This window comes from Anabaenopsis tanganyikae CS-531, from assembly GCF_029891675.1.
In the GTDB taxonomy this organism is placed as follows: Bacteria; Cyanobacteriota; Cyanobacteriia; order Cyanobacteriales; family Nostocaceae; genus Anabaenopsis; species Anabaenopsis arnoldii.
Map to the genome: position 1 here is coordinate 1 of NZ_JANQDF010000006.1, position 17,964 is coordinate 17,964.

Here is a 17,964-nt window from a genome sequence, read left to right on the forward strand (position 1 = left end):
AATGGGGCGTACAACATATTAAGAAAAGCAGTCCTGAACGCTTTTGCAGACGGGATAGAGGGGTTAGGAGTAACTCCAATCAGGTTTACCCCTGGTAAAGTGACTTTGTAGATTTGTCTATAATTTCACAAACTCTAAAGAAATCTTTGATGCAGGATCATCTTTTTTCAAATATCCGATAAGAGGATGTTTGATAAGTTTTCAACAGGTAATTTTTATCTTAGGGAAAAGGGAACACCGGATCAGGGAATGGGGAATGGGGAATGGGGAACACACCGAACACACAATAAACAATAAAATCCAGTCCCCTCCCCTTACAAGGGGAGGGTTAGGGTGGGGTCAAACAATATTTGATACACTAATCATGACTTGACAAATATCGGCTAAGGCCATCAACTTACTTTAAATCTAATAATCCTTGCTCTTTCAATTTGGGATTAAACCGTAATTGTTCTTGTAAACCGCGGTTTTTCAATACTAGTAAAATTTCTGCTTCTACTCGCCGGGCTATATTTTTCAGTACTTTGATTTGCGCCAATTCATCATTAGCTGGGTGATGATATTTTTCTTCTTCCTCAGGTGTCATTAATTGCAGCACATTAATAGCCTGTGTCCAGCTTTCCCGATCATCTGCATTACCTAAAGGAATAGTAGTATTTTCCTCTATCCAAGCATTTTGAATACTTTCTAAAATTGCACGTTTAGGACTTGCAATTGTTTGCACTTTGACCCAATAACATTGTTCTGGTTTACGGACTAAATGTTGCTTAAGACTCAAGTAAACATCCCGAGAATAGCCGACAAATTGTAGTTGTTTAGCCTGGTCAAAAATAGCGTATACGCCTATTTTGCCAGAAAATACTTGAGGCAATTCTCCGTTTATATCAATATAAGGTACGTATTCTATTGCGGATAAACTGGAAAAGTTGGTTTCAATGGTCATTTGTTAAATACCCAATTCTATCACTGATAGTATACTTTGGGGACTATGTAACGCCAGCTAATAAAGGCGGACGGCTAATTTCTGTAATTCGTATTTGTTAATACTTCGCTCATAAAAAATCCTTGGAGCATTGAGAGGAATTAATCTCCCAATTGTATCATTAACAGTCCACCAGTCCATTTAATCAGTTAGTGGGGGGATTGGGGATTAATTATTGGCTAAAATTCCCATCTATTCCTCTGATAAGTGATATAGCCTTTTTCAGGCTCATGAAGTACACACCAATTCCCTATTCCCTCAAACTAAAAAAAAATGTACCTCACGAGCATGGGAAATGCTATAGTTTAACCAAAAAAAATCAGAAATAATCTCCAATACGTATAAGTCAACAGCTTCTGTATTTCTAAGTATTATGTTAAATAATCTATCAACTGTCACAGGTAAGACCCATGTACTGAATAGGACTAACTAGCGCTGTAGCCTTAACAACACTGACATTTACCCTCAGTGCTACCCAGACTTGGAGTCAAACTAAAACTAATCAAAACAGCTTTACTTGTCTCTCAACTCGCTACCCCGGTTGTGTGGAGAAAATTCCCACACCCTTGGGGTTAACACCTGAACCAGGAGGAAAATACCAGAGAATCATTACTTGGAAATCTGACTCTTTACCCCCAACTGTGCAGATATCCCATAGCGATACAGTGACTTATATCGCTCGCAGTAATGTTTACCGTAAGCAGCAGAAATGGGATTTAGCACTGGCTGATTACAACAAAGCTATTGCGATTGATCCTAATGATGCTTATGCTTACTTGTATCGCGGTGCTGTTTATGTTTATCTCAGAGACATCAACAAAGCCAGGGAAAACCTACAACGAGCAGGGCAATTATACCTCACTCAAGATGATCCCGATGGTTATCAACGAACAATTACGCTTTTAAACTCTCTGTAGCTGCAAGATCCCCGACTTCTCACATTATCAGAGATAATCTAGGCTAATTTAGCTAGAAGTCCGGGCTCTGTGTGACACCGAAGATCATGTATTTGATGATCTTGACAAGATGGGATAGCGCCATTCTATATACCCCCCTTACGTTGCAAGGGGAGGGGTTGGGGGTGGGGTCAAACCTAATCAGAAGGGCGAAGCTATAGGCGATCGCACCTCCATGAGTAATATCCCCGACTTCTTACATAATTGGGATAATCTAATATAATTTGTCCAGAAGTCGGGGCTCTGTGTGACACCGAAGATCATGTATTTGATGATCTTGACAAGATGGGATAGCGCCATTCTATATACACCCCCTTACGTTGCAAGGGGAGGAGTTGGGGGATGGGTAACCCCCGGATACTAGATCTGAGAGTGCAAGGTTTTAAAAATCCTCATCCTCATCCATATCATCTTCATATTCATCATCGTCAGCCACCAAGTCGTTGACTATGTCATCCGCAATTAATTCATCCTCCTCATCTAATATTGACCTTTCAGAGCGACGAGTACCAAAAGTACCCTCCCCTAAACCAGAAACATCCAGGTTATAACTGCGCGCTGTGCGGTCATCTAACACCATATCCAGCGGGTCATCCACCTCATCTAAAACACCGCTACCCTCTAGTGTCCCATATTCATCTAAAGCCCCCGGCTCCTCGTAAGTGTTATAACCAGTCCCCGCCGGAATCAAGCGCCCAATAATCACATTCTCCTTCAACCCCCGCAGCCAATCAGATTTCCCCTCAATAGCTGCCTCAGTTAATACCCTAGTAGTTTCTTGGAACGAAGCTGCAGAAATAAAACTATCCGTATTTAAAGAGGCTTTAGTAATCCCTAACAGCACGGGCGTATATTGTGCCTTCGCCCCCCCTGTAATCGACATCGCCTCGTTCACCTGCTCTACTTGTCGCAGTTCCACTAACTCCCCAGGAAGCATCGTAGTATCTCCACCATCATCAATTCTGACCTTGTTAGTCATCTGGCGGACAATTACCTCAATGTGCTTGTCAGCAATATCAATCCCCTGGGACTGATACACCATCTGCACTTCATTGACTAAAAAAGTCTGTACCTTTTGCAAAGCATGACTAGCACAAGCATAAACACCCTCCTCTGAACCTAGACTAAAGAAAACCTCTAGTATTTCATGGGGATTAGAAGGGCCATCGCTCAGTGGTTCTCCAGCTGTAACAGCCCCTCCATCTGGAATCATTAAATTTTGTCCTGGTCCTAGGGGATACTCAGTCACCACCCCATTCGCCTCAACTACCCTCCCGGCGATCGCCTCATCCCCATCACCATAAACCACCTGCAACTCCCCAGAGCGCCGAGCTAAAATACAAGCCTCCTTAGGTTTACGAGCCTCCAGTAACTCCTCAATCCGGGGCAAACCTTGGATAATATCCCCAGTTTTCGCCCGTTCAAACACCAGCAAAACCAAATTATCCCCCCGTTGCACCAAATCCCCATCTTCCACCTGCAAAACAGCCCCCGGACTCACACGGTAAGGGCGACCCACCCGGATATAAACAGCATATTCCTGCCCAGCCAGAGCCGAATCCTCACCAGTCGCAGCAGTTGTCTTCCTCTGAACCACAGACCAAACCTGCCCCGACTCCTGCGCAAACACCCCCGGAGCTAGCTCCGCCCCTTCTACCAACAAGTCACCCATCTTAACCTTGGGTTGGCTGCAGCTACTCACCACCACCTTATCAACATCACGCAAAACCAAACAGCGCCGCACGGTTTCCAGGTCTTCTCTCACGCCCCGGACAATTCCGCCATCTTTAGCAAGAATCTTAGTACGCGCAACCACAGACCCAGGCGCTATGCAGTCCCCATCCTCAACCTCCAAACTAGTTTCCGTACTCCCTTGAGTAGCATCCGCCGCTATATCCCGCCGCACCACCAAAGACTCCAGAATCACCAGCTGCAAACGCTGCACGGCTGGATTTTCCGCATCTTGTACTAACTCAATGTCCGCAGCCAAAGGAGAACCACCATGGTCTTGTTCCCCATCTTGCTCAATCTCCAAAACTAACTGAGTTCGTAAAAGTTCCACCCCATCCACAGACTTAACACGTTCAGAATCCTTATAAGGCAAGCGCTGCACTGCCCGCATTTGTATAGAGCGCCCAGTTTGTTGATTAATAGATGTTGTTGAAGGAACATCTGGATGATTAGGTACTGGAAACTCTATCACCGGACGGCTTAATAAAGCCGGACCTTCTGGAGTTTCCACATACTGAACGTAGCGTAACTCAGTCGCCACTGCACCGCGAAACTCCTGACCGGGTTGGACAAAAGTATTATCCACGCCCATAATTTCTTCCAAATCCCCCGCGTCAGCAGTAGTAAGTCCCGCATCCATCAGCAGCAACTCACCGGGTTTAATCACCACCTCCCGGAGGATATCGTTTTTCTGGGTGATTTCTATCACTCCACCGGTTTGACAGAAAATATCTTTAACAACTTCAGTACCAGCTTCCACAAATTGCCCATCTTCCACTAAAAGTAGGGAGATATCTTTGTTCACCTCATGAGTTTCTTCAGGAATCCACAAAAGTGTACCCCCTTGAACCACCTCATAACCTAGTTTCGCTTTACCTTTCTTCTGAACCTCTACACCCGCGAACTTAAGAAAACCACCCGTATTTGTACGATACCGGTCATCAATTAGTTCAGCTACTACTTGACTATTTTGGACTTTTGTACCTGGGGTCGCCCGTAAGTTAAAAACTTGGTTATTACTAGTTGTAATTAAATAGTGGTTACGACCTTGGGAACTTTCTACGGTGACTGTAGCTTGGTCTAAGACTACAGAAGCTGTGATGATTTCAATTTCCCTAGCATTCTTTCCGGGGAGATTTTCCGGTAACCGTACTACTCCCCCATGTTGTGTGGTTAACTTGGTTTCTGCTAAAACGCCGTTTTCTGAAATTCGGTCACCATTTTTTACCACCAATTCCGCCCCCGGTGGTAAATTGTAAACCTCTCCAGATAATACCCAAATTAATCCACCCCGGGCAGCCGTCGTAGTTGTGTTTCCTTGGCGGTCTGTCTTTTGCTCAGGTACAACTTCTGCAAATAACACTTCACCCGCCAAATCTGAAGCTACATCTTTTACCGCTTTTTCCGTATTCAAGCGGGTTGTCCGTCCACCTAGAGCCACTTCCGCCAGTAATTGACCGATTTTTACCTGCTGACCATTCTGGACGTATAAAGTAGAGCCTTGGGTAACGTTGATTTCTTGGGCGACTTGGCTTTCATGGTCTGAGTGTAAATGAATGACTCCATTAGCTTCAACATATAAAGCATCTTCACCATGTCGCGTGCGATAAGTACGGGTGCGGAGTTTCCGGGGGAACCGGATAGTACCGTCACTCTTAGAACGAACCTGCTGCGCCACTTCACCGGTGAACACACCCCCGGTGTGGAAAGTACGCATTGTTAACTGTGTCCCTGGTTCTCCAATACTTTGGGCCGCAATAATGCCCACAGCTTCCCCTAAGTCTACCATTTTGGCATGGGCTAAACTCCAGCCGTAACAATGTTGACACACAGAACGCGCAGCTTCACAGGTTAAAGGCGATCGCACTACCACCTCAGTCACCCCAGCCTCATGGATTTTATCCGCCAACTCATCCGACACCGGAGTATTCCGGGGCGCAATTACTTTTCTTGTTTCAGGATGCACCACATCCTCAGCAATTACCCGCCCTAGCAACCGTTGAGACAGAGGAATCAAAATCTTACCCCCCTCCGTCATGGCACGTAAAGGAATACCCCTGGTAGTACCGCAGTCAATTTCCCGAATAATTACATCCTGGGAAACATCTACCAACCGCCGGGTCAGATAACCAGAATCCGCCGTCCGTAAAGCTGTATCTACCAATCCCTTACGCGCACCGTAAGAAGAAATAATATACTCAGTTACCGTCAGACCTTCCCGGAAATTGGTCTTAATCGGTAAATCAATAATTTCCCCCTGCGGGTCAGCCATCAAACCCCGCATACCAACCAACTGGCGCACCTGGGAAATATTCCCCCGCGCTCCAGAGAAAGCCATCATATATACAGAATTGAGAGGGTCAGTGCTTTTAAAGTGCACTACTACCTCATCCTTGAGGGCCTCACTAGTTCCGTTCCAAGTATCAATTACTTTTTGGAACCTTTCCACTTCGGTGATTTCGCCCCGTTGATAGCGGTTCTCCGTGGACCGGATTTCTTCCTCCGCTGCCTCCAACAGCGATCGCTTAGTCGGGGGAATCATCAAATCATCCACACTAATAGACACCCCCGCCTTAGTCGCATAGCGGAACCCCAAATCCTTCAACTTATCTGCCATCACCGCAGTCCGCGCCGTCCCATAATGGGTAAACGCCCAAGAAATTAACTTTCTCAATTGACCCTTATCAACCACCCGATTCCGAAAAACAGCCTGTTCTTTAGTCATTATTAGTAATTCCCTATCTTGTAAAAAAGATGGTTGACAGTCAACAGCCAACAGTCAACAGTCAACAGTCAACACCCAACAGTCAAGAGTTTATACAGCCAAAGCCTCTTGAATCGCCTTGTTATAAATCACCCGACCCGGAGTAGTGCGGACATATTGAGACATTAAATTACCTTGGGCATCCTCCCTGACTCGGCGATACTTATACATCACAGTCCGTGTACCATCACCATTTTCCGTCACTTCCAGGGCTTCTACATCTGGTTTCTCTGTTTCCACATCCCCATCAAAGCGGACATAAATATAACTGTGTAGATCAACCTGCCCTTGATGGAAAGCCATAATCACATCATCCAGAGAAGCGTAGTACCTACCCGCCCCCTTAGTCGCCCTAGGATTTTCCGCAGTTAAATAATACGCTCCCAACACCATATCCTGACTAGGGGTAATAATCGGTCTCCCCGTAGCCGGAGATAAAATATTATTAGAAGCCAACATCAACAGTCGCGCCTCAGACTGACTTTCTAAAGACAAAGGCACATGCACCGCCATCTGGTCACCATCAAAATCAGCATTAAAAGCCGGACAAACTAAAGGATGTAACTGAATCGCCCTACCCTCGACCAACACAGGCTCAAAAGCCTGAATACCTAAACGGTGGAGGGTAGGCGCTCGGTTTAACATCACGGGGTGTCCCTCAATTACCTCCTCTAGCACATCCCACACACTAGGGTCATTACGAGAAATCAACTTTTTCGCAGCCTTAATATTGTTCACCATCCCACTGCGGATTAACCGATTAATCACAAAAGGCTGAAATAGTTCTATAGCCATCTCCCTAGGTAAACCGCACTGGTGGATATTCAACTTCGGACCCACCACAATTACCGAACGTCCCGAATAATCTACCCGCTTCCCTAACAAATTTTGGCGGAAACGCCCTTGTTTACCCTCAATAATGTCAGACAGCGACTTCAGAGGGCGATTATTTGCCCCCACCACAGTCCGACCCCGCCGACCATTGTCAATTAAAGCATCCACTGCTTCTTGCAGCATCCGCTTTTCATTCCTCACAATAATCTCCGGGGCTAAAATCTCTTGCAATCGCGCCAGCCGATTATTCCGATTGATCACCCGGCGATACAGATCATTGAGGTCACTAGTAGCAAACCTCCCACCATCTAACTGCACCATGGGGCGTAAATCTGGGGGAATCACAGGAATCACAGACATAACCATCCACTCAGGTTTAGAACCAGTGGCAATAAAATTATCAATGACTCGCAGTCGTTTAATTAACTTGGCTCGTTTCTGACCCTTAGCCCCGGCGATTTCCTCCCGCAGGTTTTCGGCTTCTTGTTCTAAGTTAATATCAGCTAATAAACGCAGCAAGGCTTCTGCTCCAATACCTACTTCTACCCCTTGCAGCGTCGAATCTTCGCTGTAAATTTGGTCTTCAATTTCTAACCACTGGTCTTCACTGAGCAACTGCTTATAACTTAAAGTTTCCGCATTACCAGGACTAAGCACCACATAGGAATTGAAATACACAATCTGCTCCACATCCCGTAAAGGCATATCCAGCAGAATCGAAATATAACTCGGAATACCCTTGAGATACCAAACATGAGCCACAGGCGCAGCCAGCTTTATATATCCCATGCGGTGACGACGCACTCGCGACTCCGTTACCTCCACGCCGCAGCGTTCGCAGACAATACCACGGTGACGGACTCGTTTGTATTTGCCACAGTGACATTCCCAATCCTTAGCCGGTCCGAAAATCCGCTCACAGAATAGGCCATCCATCTCCGGCTTGAGAGTACGGTAATTAATAGTCTCAGGTTTAGTGACTTCCCCCACCAACTGACCATTAGGTAGGGTTCGCTCACCCCACTGGCGAATGCGTTCTGGTGATGCTAAACCGATTTTGACATAATCAAACTGATTTGACTGTATTGTTCTCATATTTCCTTAGTCATGAGTAAATCCTTAAATGCGTTCACTGTTGACAGTTCAGTGTTAACTGAAAAATACCGTCAACAGTCAACCGTCAACCGTCATCTGTACAGGTTTTTTAGTCTTCCTCTAAGGAATCACGAGTCAGAGATTCATAGGTAGGACGAGGAGGTGTACGTCGGACAGATTGATCCGCCATTAAATCTACCTCCACATCCAAGGAACTACCGTCAGATTGGGTCTCAACCTTATGGACAGCAATATCTAAACCTAGAGACTGCAACTCTCTCATTAAAACCTTGAATGATTCCGGCGTTCCAGGTCGAGGAATTGACTTACCCTTCACGATCGCATTCAAGGCCTCATTCCGTCCCTGCATATCATCAGACTTGACTGTCAGCAACTCCTGCAACGTATAAGCCGCCCCAAAAGCCTCCAATGCCCAAACCTCCATCTCTCCAAATCTTTGCCCACCCTGTTGAGCCTTACCCCCCAAAGGTTGCTGAGTTACCAAGGAATATGGACCTGTAGAGCGCGCATGAATTTTATCATCAACCAAATGTACAAGCTTCAGGATATAAGCCACCCCCACTGTAATCGGTCGGTCAAAAGCTTCGCCAGTCCGACCATCAAATACCATAATTTTACCGGGGTTATCAGGGTTATACACCCAGTCCTTACCCGTCTCATCCCTTGCCTCCTGTAACTTCCCATGTACCAATGTCCGGGAGGTCTCCTCACCATACATCTCATCAAAAGGTGTAATTTTAAACCTCACTCCCAATGTGTGAGCAGCCCAGCCCAACATACACTCAAAGACTTGACCTACATTCATCCGGCTAGGTACACCTAAAGGATTAAGCACAATATCCACGGTGGAACCATCAGCCAAATAAGGCATATCCTCGACTGGTAAAATCCGGGAAATAATCCCTTTGTTCCCATGGCGACCGGCCATTTTATCCCCGACCTGGATTTTACGTTTCTGGGCTACATATACGCGCACCACCATATTAGCACCTGGCGGTAATTCGTCACCTTGTTCCCTTGTGAATAAACGGACATCAACTACTCGTCCTTTTTCTCCATTGGGAACCCGTAGGGAATTATCCCGCACGTCTCGCGCTTTCTCGCCAAAAATAGCCCGTAAAAGCTTCTCCTCGGGGGGTTGGTCAGACTCTCCCTTTGGTGTAACCTTTCCAACTAGTATATCTCCGGATTCGACCCAAGCACCAACCCGAATAATTCCCTGCTCATCTAGTTGGCGTAGAGCATCTTCCCCCACGTTGGGAATTTCTCTAGTGATTTCTTCGGGTCCTAGTTTAGTTTGTCTGGCCTCAATTTCATATTTCTCAATATGAATCGAAGTATAAACATCATCCTGCACTAATCGCTCCGAAATCAAAATCGCATCCTCGTAGTTATAACCCTCCCAGGGCATATAAGCGACAATGATATTTTGACCCAACGCTAACTCCCCACCTTCGGTAGAAGAGCCATCCGCAAGCACTTGACCGGCGATCACCCGCTCGCCAATCCTAACCAGAGGTTTTTGATTTAAACAAGTATCCTGATTAGACCTTTGGTATTTAGACAGGCGATACTTAATTTCTGGAGAGTCATTGAAAGGCTTAACCCGAATTTCCGTAGCATCCACATAGGTAACTTCTCCATCCGTGCGGGAAACAATCACCATCCCCGAATCCCTTGCACCTTGAGCTTCTAAACCAGTACCCACCAAAGGACGCTCCGGCTTTAACAGCGGTACAGCTTGGCGTTGCATATTGGAACCCATAAGAGCGCGGTTAGCGTCATCATGTTCCAAAAATGGAATCATACTTGTAGCTACTGAAACAATTTGCACGGGCGAAACTGCTACATAGTCCACCTGTTCAGGGGTAGTGGTTGCCCAGTCTTGGCGGTAGCGCACAGGTACAGACGGTCCTTTAATGTAGCCATTGTCGTCTAATGGTATATCACCCGTGGCTGTACGTAAATCGTCTTCCTCATCCGCAGTCATATAAACTGGCGGTAGGTCAAAGCGTACCCGCCCATTTTCCACAGGTCTAAATGGCGTTTCCAAAAATCCATATTGGTTAACACGCGCATGGGTAGCCAAAGACCCAATTAACCCTGCGTTGGGTCCTTCTGGTGTTTCAATGGGGCAAATTCTGCCATAGTGGGAAGGGTGAATGTCTCGCACTGCAAACCCAGCCCGTTCACGTGTTAAACCACCTGGACCGAGTGCGCTAAGGCGGCGTTTGTGGGTCAGTTCTGCTAAGGGATTTGTTTGATCCATGAACTGACTTAGTTGACTAGAGCCAAAGAATTCTTTGATTGCTGCTACCAATGGTTTAGGGTTAACTAGGGAAGCTGGGGTTAGAACTTCGGCATCAGATACTGTCATCCGTTCCCGAATAATCCGCTCTAGGCGGTTCAAGCCGACTCTTACTTGGTTTTGTAGCAGTTCGCCGACGCTTCTGACGCGACGATTACCTAGGTGGTCAATATCGTCGATATTGCCAATGTCATATTCTAGGTTAATCAGATAGTCTACTGCGGCTAAAATATCTACGGGAGTTAATACGCGGGTGGTGTCAGGAACAGAAAGTCTTAATTTTTTATTGAGTTTATAGCGACCCACTCGACCGAGATCATAACGTTTAGGGTCGAAGAAGCGGGAATCTAACAGCTGTTGTCCGCCTAGTACTGTGGGTGGTTCACCGGGGCGTAATTTCCGGTACAATTCCATCAGGGCTTCTTCTTCGGAAAATTGACCTTCTTTTTCAATGGTCTTTTGGAAATATTCGGGGTGGCGCAGGGCGTCAAATATTTCGTTGTCGGATAAGCCAAGGGCTTTTAATAGCACTTGGGCTGAGAGTTTGCGGGTTTTGTCGATGCGTACCCAGACTAAATCATTACGGTCTGTTTCAAATTTCAGCCAAGCCCCCCGATTAGGGATTAAGCTAGCTGAATAGGTACGTCGTCCGTTTTTGTCTATTTCTGATTTGTAGTAAACTCCGGGCGATCGCACTATTTGATTAACGATTACCCGTTCGGCTCCATTGATAATAAATGTCCCACGGTCTGTCATTAAAGGCAGGTCGCCAATAAATACCTCTTGCTCTTTAATATCTCCTGTTTCCTTGTTCAGCAGACGTGTAGGTACATACATCTGTACCGCGTAGGTACTGTCACGCCGTTTTGACTCCTCAACGCTGTATTTGGGCTCTTTGAGTTTATAGTTATGTCCTAAAAAGTGTAGTTCTAGTTTGCCTGTGTAGTCTGTAATTGGACTAAAGGAATTTAGTTCTTCTATCAGCCCCTCTTCTAAAAACCAGCGAAAACTCGAGCGCTGGATTTCAATCAAGTCGGGTAATAAAAAGGCGGATTCCATATATTTATCTGTAGTCATGCCCTTACCTTCGTCAACCTGGTTAAATTTGTTTATTGGACGCTGCTAGTGTCTGGTTTTTGCGTGTTCCCCAATTAGGCGTATATGTCTATCACTCTTAGGAACACCTGTTTCTTTATCCCATCTATTTCTACACTTAGACAAACCCTGCCATTTAAGCTAGAAAGAGAGTTTTTGACAAGGGGCTAATCGCCCTTATTTTCTCTTGTGGCTGCGCTAAAATCCAGATATTAATTTGCTCCCATGGCTTACGCCACGCTACGCCACGCTACGCTATCATGAATATGCCTAGACTTCTCTAAGCTCTCTTGGTGCGATCAATGCACGGTTTATAGTTACAGTTGTCTGTTTCTACACAGGTAAACAGCATAGTACTTGGTTAAGTTTGATTTGTCACCTCGTTGCTCTATTTTGCTCGTTTTTCCATGGACTAGGCCACGCTACGCGACCTGCTTTAGCAGCAGCGCTGGCGCTATCGCACGCGACATGATTTACTTTTAACAATTTTCTATAGGTTGAGTATGGCTCCATGCGCTGTTTTGAGCAAAGTCACCGGTGAGAGTCGAACTGCTAAACCAGTCATAAAATCAGAACATCCACTTGTAGAGAGGAGAAGGATGATCAAGTTGATAACATTACAAAATCAAGCTTAAGAGTTTGTAATTCCTTCCTTTTTTTTGATTATGACTTATTCAAGTTTTGGAGGGATTCATCTTAGCATAACTTTGTCCTGCCGGAGTTAGACCTTGATCAGAGCCGCCTCCCACACAAAAAGGGAGGAATTTCACCAGGGGCGGCTTTAGTAATATCCCCATTTATGGTAGGTGATATCTATGTTTCACATCTGGGAACCCGGTCACCCCCACTAATCCAAATAATTTACAAGCATTTTCAGTAGTTTGAGTAGCAATGGCTTCTAAAGTCTCCCCACGCAAATCGGCTACCTTTTCCGCCACATAACGGACATAGGCTGGCTCATTCCGCTTTTCACCCCGTTTAGGGACAGGGGACAAAAATGGGCAGTCTGTTTCCACTAGTAGGCGATCGCCTCTGACCATCGCGGCGGAAGCCTGTATGGCTTTGGCATTTTTGAATGTTACCGTCCCGCTAAAGCTAATATAGAAACCTAAGTCCACAAACCATTGAGTTTCTTCTGGTGTTCCACCCCAACAATGCATGACACCTCTGGGGATTTCTCCCCTATTTTCCCGCCACTGTAGCAATATTTCCCTCACTTCCGGCGCGGCATTACGACAATGGATAATCACCGGTAAATTGAGTTGGCTGGCGATCGCCAATTGTGCTTCAAACACTATGCGCTGTGCTGCATAGTTATCTGCCTTATAGAGATCCATACCCATCTCCCCAATGGCTACCACCTTCGCTTCAGAACTAGCCAAAGATTTGATTTGCGCGGCTGTATCGCTCCCCCACTTGTCAACATCCAAAGGATGTAAACCAACGGAGAAGCTGAGTTCCGGGAACTGGTGCGCTAAGGATTTGATCCCCGAAAATTCTGACGGTTCGACGCACGAATGTACTAGACGCACTACACCTGCTTCTTGCCATCGCGATCGCACTGTTTCTAAATCCCCCTTGAATGTATCAAAATTCAGATGGACGTGAGTATCAATCAAAATTAGACCACCCGTGGGCGGGAGGCTTGCATTGTCCTTTTTGCTCATGAGTTCTTATGTCGCAACGCCAAGGGCTACCCTGATGCTAGATCGGTTTTTATGATTCCCTGACCAGTAATCAGTCAGAGTAACTGATTACTGATAGAGTAGCGTGGCGTAAGCCATACACTTGAACTACTCAGCAGATGCTGGGGTGAGTGGCTTGAGTTTCCGAGCCAGTCTTGATTTTTTTCTAGCGCCATTGTTCGGATGTAGAACACCGCGCTTGACCGCTTTGTCAATTTTGCTGACAGCCGCGGACAGCCGCACCTGTACCTCTTTCTCTAAATCTGAGTTAGGATTAGCTGCATAGACATCTACAGCGCTAAAGTATTTTTTCATCAGCGTTTTTACTGCTGATTTGTAAGCTTTGTTCCGCAGACGATTGCGTTCTGCGATTTGGGCGCGTTTAAGAGCAGATTTTGTATTCGCCACGGTCAATTCCAGAAATACTATTAATATGTACACACACTACTAGACTTACTAATATAGCACTCATACTGCCAATGTCAGAATTTATCAAAAAAAACTTTTTCTATGGCTAACGCCACGCTATCGCTATGGGCAGTAGAGAGTGGCAAGTAGGATTACGACTATGGAACAGACAGGGGTAGTGTGGTCTGCTGCGTTACTCCACAAAGCCTGATGATCAATTAAAGTATCCTTGACAACTTTACCGTTGGCGTGTACTCATTGGCTAAAATGCGTTAAGATAAGGTACTAATAAAAATATCGCGGTAAGCGGGAAACTCAGCGGCTTTAGCCCTGAGAGGGAAGCGACTTAGTGGTTAAAACCACCGTGGTCTTTTCAGGTGAAAAGTAGCCAGTAAGCTAGGCTTAGACTTTAAGTGAAAACTACTGTTGGTAGCCTTGGAAGTATTAAAAAAAATCCAGGTTAAGCTATAGAAGAGAGTTAGGACGATCTCGATAACCTGATGGTTGAAGAGTTAAGACTAATTCTCAGGCGGGAATATCCTAAATTTTGGCATTATCCTTACTCCATGCTGCGAATCATTACTCAGCAGGCAGATGTTGTATCAGAACTGCAACGTATCTGCAACCGTACTCACGATGAACACGTGCTTCACAAAGAAGCAACTGTGCGCGAAGTACTGCAAGCAGTGAAGCGCCAAGGCGACAAAGCTGTTTTGCATTATACAGCTGAATTCGATAACCAAACCCTGAAACCAGAGGAGTTGCGTGTTACTGGCTCGGAAATGGATGCAGCCTACCAACAAGTATCGAGGGAGCTACTCCAGGCGATTCAGTTGGCTAGCTGCAAGATTGAAGCATTTCACCGGCAGCGTGTGCCGAAAAGTTGGGTACACTTTGGTGATGATGATGTCGTGCTGGGCAAACGCTATATCCCGGTAGATTGTGCTGGTTTATACGTTCATGGCGGTCGCGCAGCTTATCCGAGTACTGTGCTTATGAATGCTATTCCAGCTAAAGTGGCTGGTGTACCGCGTGTAGTAATGGTAACACCACAGGGGAACAGAAAAGCAATTAACCCGGCTGTTTTGGTGGCCGCACAAGAAGCGGGGATAAGAGAAATTTATCGTGTGGGAGGGGCACAAGCGATCGCGGCTTTAGCCTATGGTACAGATACGATTCCGAAAGTGAACGTAATTACCGGTCCGGGCAATATATATGTCACCTTAGCGAAAAAACTAGTTTACGGCACTGTCGGCATTGATTCCCTAGCCGGTCCGAGTGAAGTTTTAATTATTGCCGATGAAACAGCAAATCCTGTAAATGTGGCGGTGGACTTGTTAGCCCAAGCAGAACATGACCCAATGGCGGCGGCGATTTTGTTGACCACAGATACAGCTTTAGCCAAAAACGTACAAGTAGCGGTGGAAAGACAGTTAGTAGATCATCCACGACGGATAGACACGGAGAAGGCGATCGCCCACTATGGTTTAATTGTAGTTGTAGAATCGTTATCGGCAGCAGCAGCATTTTCTAATGAATTTGCCCCAGAACACTTAGGATTACAAGTTCAAGATCCCTGGGGATTACTTGCGGATATTCGCCACGCTGGGGCAATATTCTTAGGGGACTCAACACCAGAAGCCCTAGGAGACTATTTGGCCGGGCCTAACCATATCTTGCCGACTTCCGGTGCTGCTCGTTATGCTTCACCTTTAGGAGTAGAAACCTTTCTGAAACATTCCAGTATTATTCAATACTCACAGAGAGCACTGGAAAAGGTAGCTGGGGCAATTGACGCTTTAGCAACAATGGAAGGACTACCATCTCATAGAGATTCAGTGCGACGGAGAATTCAGCAGCAAGAGTAATTATCAATGTTGATTTTTTGGATAATCTATTGTAAAAACTTACTCAGTGGAGGCACAATAAAAGATTGTCACTCAGTAGCCACAATAGAGCAGGGTTATAAGTGACAATAACTTGTATCAGGGAATTATATTAAAGGGTTATACCTTTGAGGAGATCAGTGGTGCTAAAAAATGTTTTGGTAGCTCTTGACGGATCGGAAATTGCAGAACGAGTCATTGACAGTTTAAATGACTTGGTGTTTTCCGGTGATACCAAGGTCATTCTGTGTCATGTATTTCCCACGCCAGAGTCAAAGATGCAACTATCCACAGATAGCGATCATCGAGAATCTTCCAACCTGCCTGATTTCCATATTGAAAAACTACTGTTAAATTATAAGGAAAAATTAACATTTAAGAGTGAATTAGAATTGGTAACAGGAGATCCTGCCGAAGAAATTATTCGTCTTGCTAACATTTACAAGGCGGATCTAATTATCATTGGTAGTCGCGGGTTAACTGGGATGAAGCGAATTGTTTTGGGTTCTGTGAGCACTCAAGTAGTGGAGGAGGCTAATTGTTCGGTGTTCGTGGTGAAACCAACCTGACAAGCAGTTAAGGAACATGGGGTAAAATTTAAGGATCAGTTTTTCCTGGAGGCGATTAATCACGGGCTTTTGTGTAAAAGCGATTAAAGGCCTCTTTCGCATTAATTAATTGACTAAAAACTGCCGCAAACTTAACAAACTTAGGGTATGACCTAGATTTAAAGGAAGAATTGAAACCCCTTCCAAGCGGGACTGAACCCAACCTTCTCCCCAGTACCATTCATGAAAGCCATCAATACCTCCACTAAGTAGCAACCGCAAACAATTAGGTTTCGCCACATCTACTTGATGATGAATTGCAATTGGGCCAGTCCAGGTTGTAAACTGAAAGCCAGTGTGCAGTTCTTCTGGCATTCCTGGGGTAAAAGTTTGTCCTACCAGCCATTGGGCTAGTTTATCGGGGTGTTGCAAACTATTACGAATTGCACTGGCGGAGGCTGTGATTTCTATTCTTAGTTGACTTTTTTGAAAATTACCAAGCATTTCTTAATAATTATTTAAGGTTTAAGTCCGAATTTCGGTGCATTGTAGTTCTAGTATTGCAAATACAATCATATTCTGCATGGGACGGGGCGTAATCAGAGAGTCGTTTTCTACTTAAAATAGAGAATGTAGGCTTATTAAGAAACGTAAGGTTTTTCATGGCTGATCAATTAATTCGTGCCACAGCTGCCGATGGTGGTATTCGTGCTGTAGGTGTTATTACTAATCGTTTAACAGAAGAAGCACGGCAACGTCATGGGCTGTCCTATGTGGCAACAGCAGCACTAGGGCGGACTATGGCGGGTGGCTTGTTGATGGCTTCTAGTATGAAGCGACCTGGTTCTAGAGTGAATGTCCGCATCAAGAGCGATGGTCCTCTGGGTGGTATCCTTGTAGATGCTGGTTTAGATGGAACAGTACGGGGCTATGTGGCCAACCCATCTGTAGAATTGCCTCCTAATGAAAAAGGTAAGTTGGATGTTGGTGGTGCAGTGGGTAAGGGCTATCTCTATGTAGTGCGAGATATTGGTTATGGCTACCCTTACTCTAGTACCGTAGAGCTGGTATCGGGGGAAATAGGGGATGATGTGGCGCATTACTTAGTTAATTCTGAACAAACACCTTCAGCCTTAGTTTTAGGGGTGTTTGTAGGAGCAAGTGGTGTAACTGCTGCTGGGGGATTGCTAGTGCAAGTTTTACCGAAGGCTGCTAGAGATGAAGCCCTAGTAGAAACATTGGAGTCTCGTGTATCTAGTTTATCCGGATTTACCCCATTATTACAAGCTGGTAAGACTTTACCAGAAATTTTTGATGACTTACTCGGAGACATGGGTCTGTCAATATTTCCGGAACGTCAAATGTTGCGCTTCCACTGTGGTTGTTCTTTTGACCGCGTACTAGGAGCATTAAAAATGCTGGGAGCCGAGGAATTGCAAGATATGATAATTAAAGATAATGGTGCAGAAGCAACTTGTGAGTTTTGCGGCGAGGTTTATCAAGCAAGTAGCAATCAGCTAGCTAAATTAATTGTTGATTTGGAAACAGAATCTTCGGTTTCTGGTTCAAGTGTATAATAATACAAAAAGATGATAATTTTCATGGTATCTGTGGTCGGAGAATATTGAATCAGGTACCTTTGGAATTATCA

10 protein-coding genes and 1 pseudogene are annotated in these 17,964 nt (G+C 45.3%); 4 read left to right on the forward strand and 7 right to left on the reverse strand.

Going from position 1 to position 17,964, the window contains the following annotated elements:
• Positions 1-397: 397 nt before the first annotated feature.
• Positions 398-943: a GIY-YIG nuclease family protein gene (locus NWP22_RS00620; protein ID WP_271734646.1), complete on the reverse strand. Its 546-nt coding sequence runs from the start codon at positions 941-943 to the stop codon at positions 398-400.
• A 584-nt stretch (positions 944-1,527) separates the two neighbouring features.
• On the opposite strand from NWP22_RS00620, the gene NWP22_RS00625 reads away from it, so the two are divergent.
• Entirely contained in the window at positions 1,528-1,899 is a 372-nt protein-coding gene (locus tag NWP22_RS00625) for a tetratricopeptide repeat protein (protein ID WP_271734647.1), read from the forward strand.
• Positions 1,900-2,079: 180 nt separating this feature from the next.
• Here NWP22_RS00625 and NWP22_RS00630 read toward each other — a convergent pair whose 3' ends face one another.
• The 5 genes and pseudogenes from NWP22_RS00630 to rpsT all read right to left on the reverse strand — a co-directional run bounded on the left by NWP22_RS00630 (position 2,080) and on the right by rpsT (position 13,879).
• Entirely contained in the window at positions 2,080-2,238 is a 159-nt protein-coding gene (locus NWP22_RS00630) for a hypothetical protein (RefSeq protein WP_271734648.1), read from the reverse strand.
• An 82-nt stretch (positions 2,239-2,320) separates the two neighbouring features.
• A pseudogene (locus NWP22_RS00635) lies at positions 2,321-8,362 on the reverse strand (DNA-directed RNA polymerase subunit beta''); the annotation flags it as partial.
• 109 nt (positions 8,363-8,471) lie between these two features.
• Positions 8,472-11,768, reverse strand: a complete 3,297-nt coding sequence (gene rpoB / locus NWP22_RS00640) for a DNA-directed RNA polymerase subunit beta (RefSeq protein ID WP_271734649.1) — start codon at positions 11,766-11,768, stop codon at positions 8,472-8,474.
• 815 nt (positions 11,769-12,583) lie between these two features.
• Complete coding sequence (locus NWP22_RS00645; RefSeq protein WP_271734651.1) at positions 12,584-13,453, reverse strand: TatD family hydrolase; 870 nt, start codon at positions 13,451-13,453, stop codon at positions 12,584-12,586.
• 126 nt (positions 13,454-13,579) lie between these two features.
• Positions 13,580-13,879, reverse strand: a complete 300-nt coding sequence (gene rpsT / locus NWP22_RS00650) for a 30S ribosomal protein S20 (RefSeq protein ID WP_271734652.1) — start codon at positions 13,877-13,879, stop codon at positions 13,580-13,582.
• Positions 13,880-14,445: 566 nt separating this feature from the next.
• Here rpsT and hisD point away from each other — a divergent pair.
• Both hisD and NWP22_RS00660 read left to right on the forward strand, forming a co-directional pair.
• A complete protein-coding gene (gene hisD, locus NWP22_RS00655) occupies positions 14,446-15,747 on the forward strand; it encodes a histidinol dehydrogenase (protein ID WP_271734689.1) in 1,302 nt (433 codons plus the stop codon).
• Positions 15,748-15,908: 161 nt separating this feature from the next.
• Complete coding sequence (locus tag NWP22_RS00660) at positions 15,909-16,334, forward strand: universal stress protein (RefSeq protein WP_271734654.1); 426 nt, start codon at positions 15,909-15,911, stop codon at positions 16,332-16,334.
• A gap of 105 nt (positions 16,335-16,439) precedes the next feature.
• Here NWP22_RS00660 and NWP22_RS00665 read toward each other — a convergent pair whose 3' ends face one another.
• Positions 16,440-16,817 (reverse strand): hypothetical protein, encoded by a 378-nt coding sequence (locus NWP22_RS00665; RefSeq protein ID WP_271734655.1) that lies wholly within the window; start codon positions 16,815-16,817, stop codon positions 16,440-16,442.
• A 158-nt stretch (positions 16,818-16,975) separates the two neighbouring features.
• On the opposite strand from NWP22_RS00665, the gene hslO reads away from it, so the two are divergent.
• Entirely contained in the window at positions 16,976-17,890 is a 915-nt protein-coding gene (gene hslO, locus NWP22_RS00670) for an Hsp33 family molecular chaperone HslO (RefSeq protein WP_271734656.1), read from the forward strand.
• Positions 17,891-17,964: the final 74 nt, after the last annotated feature.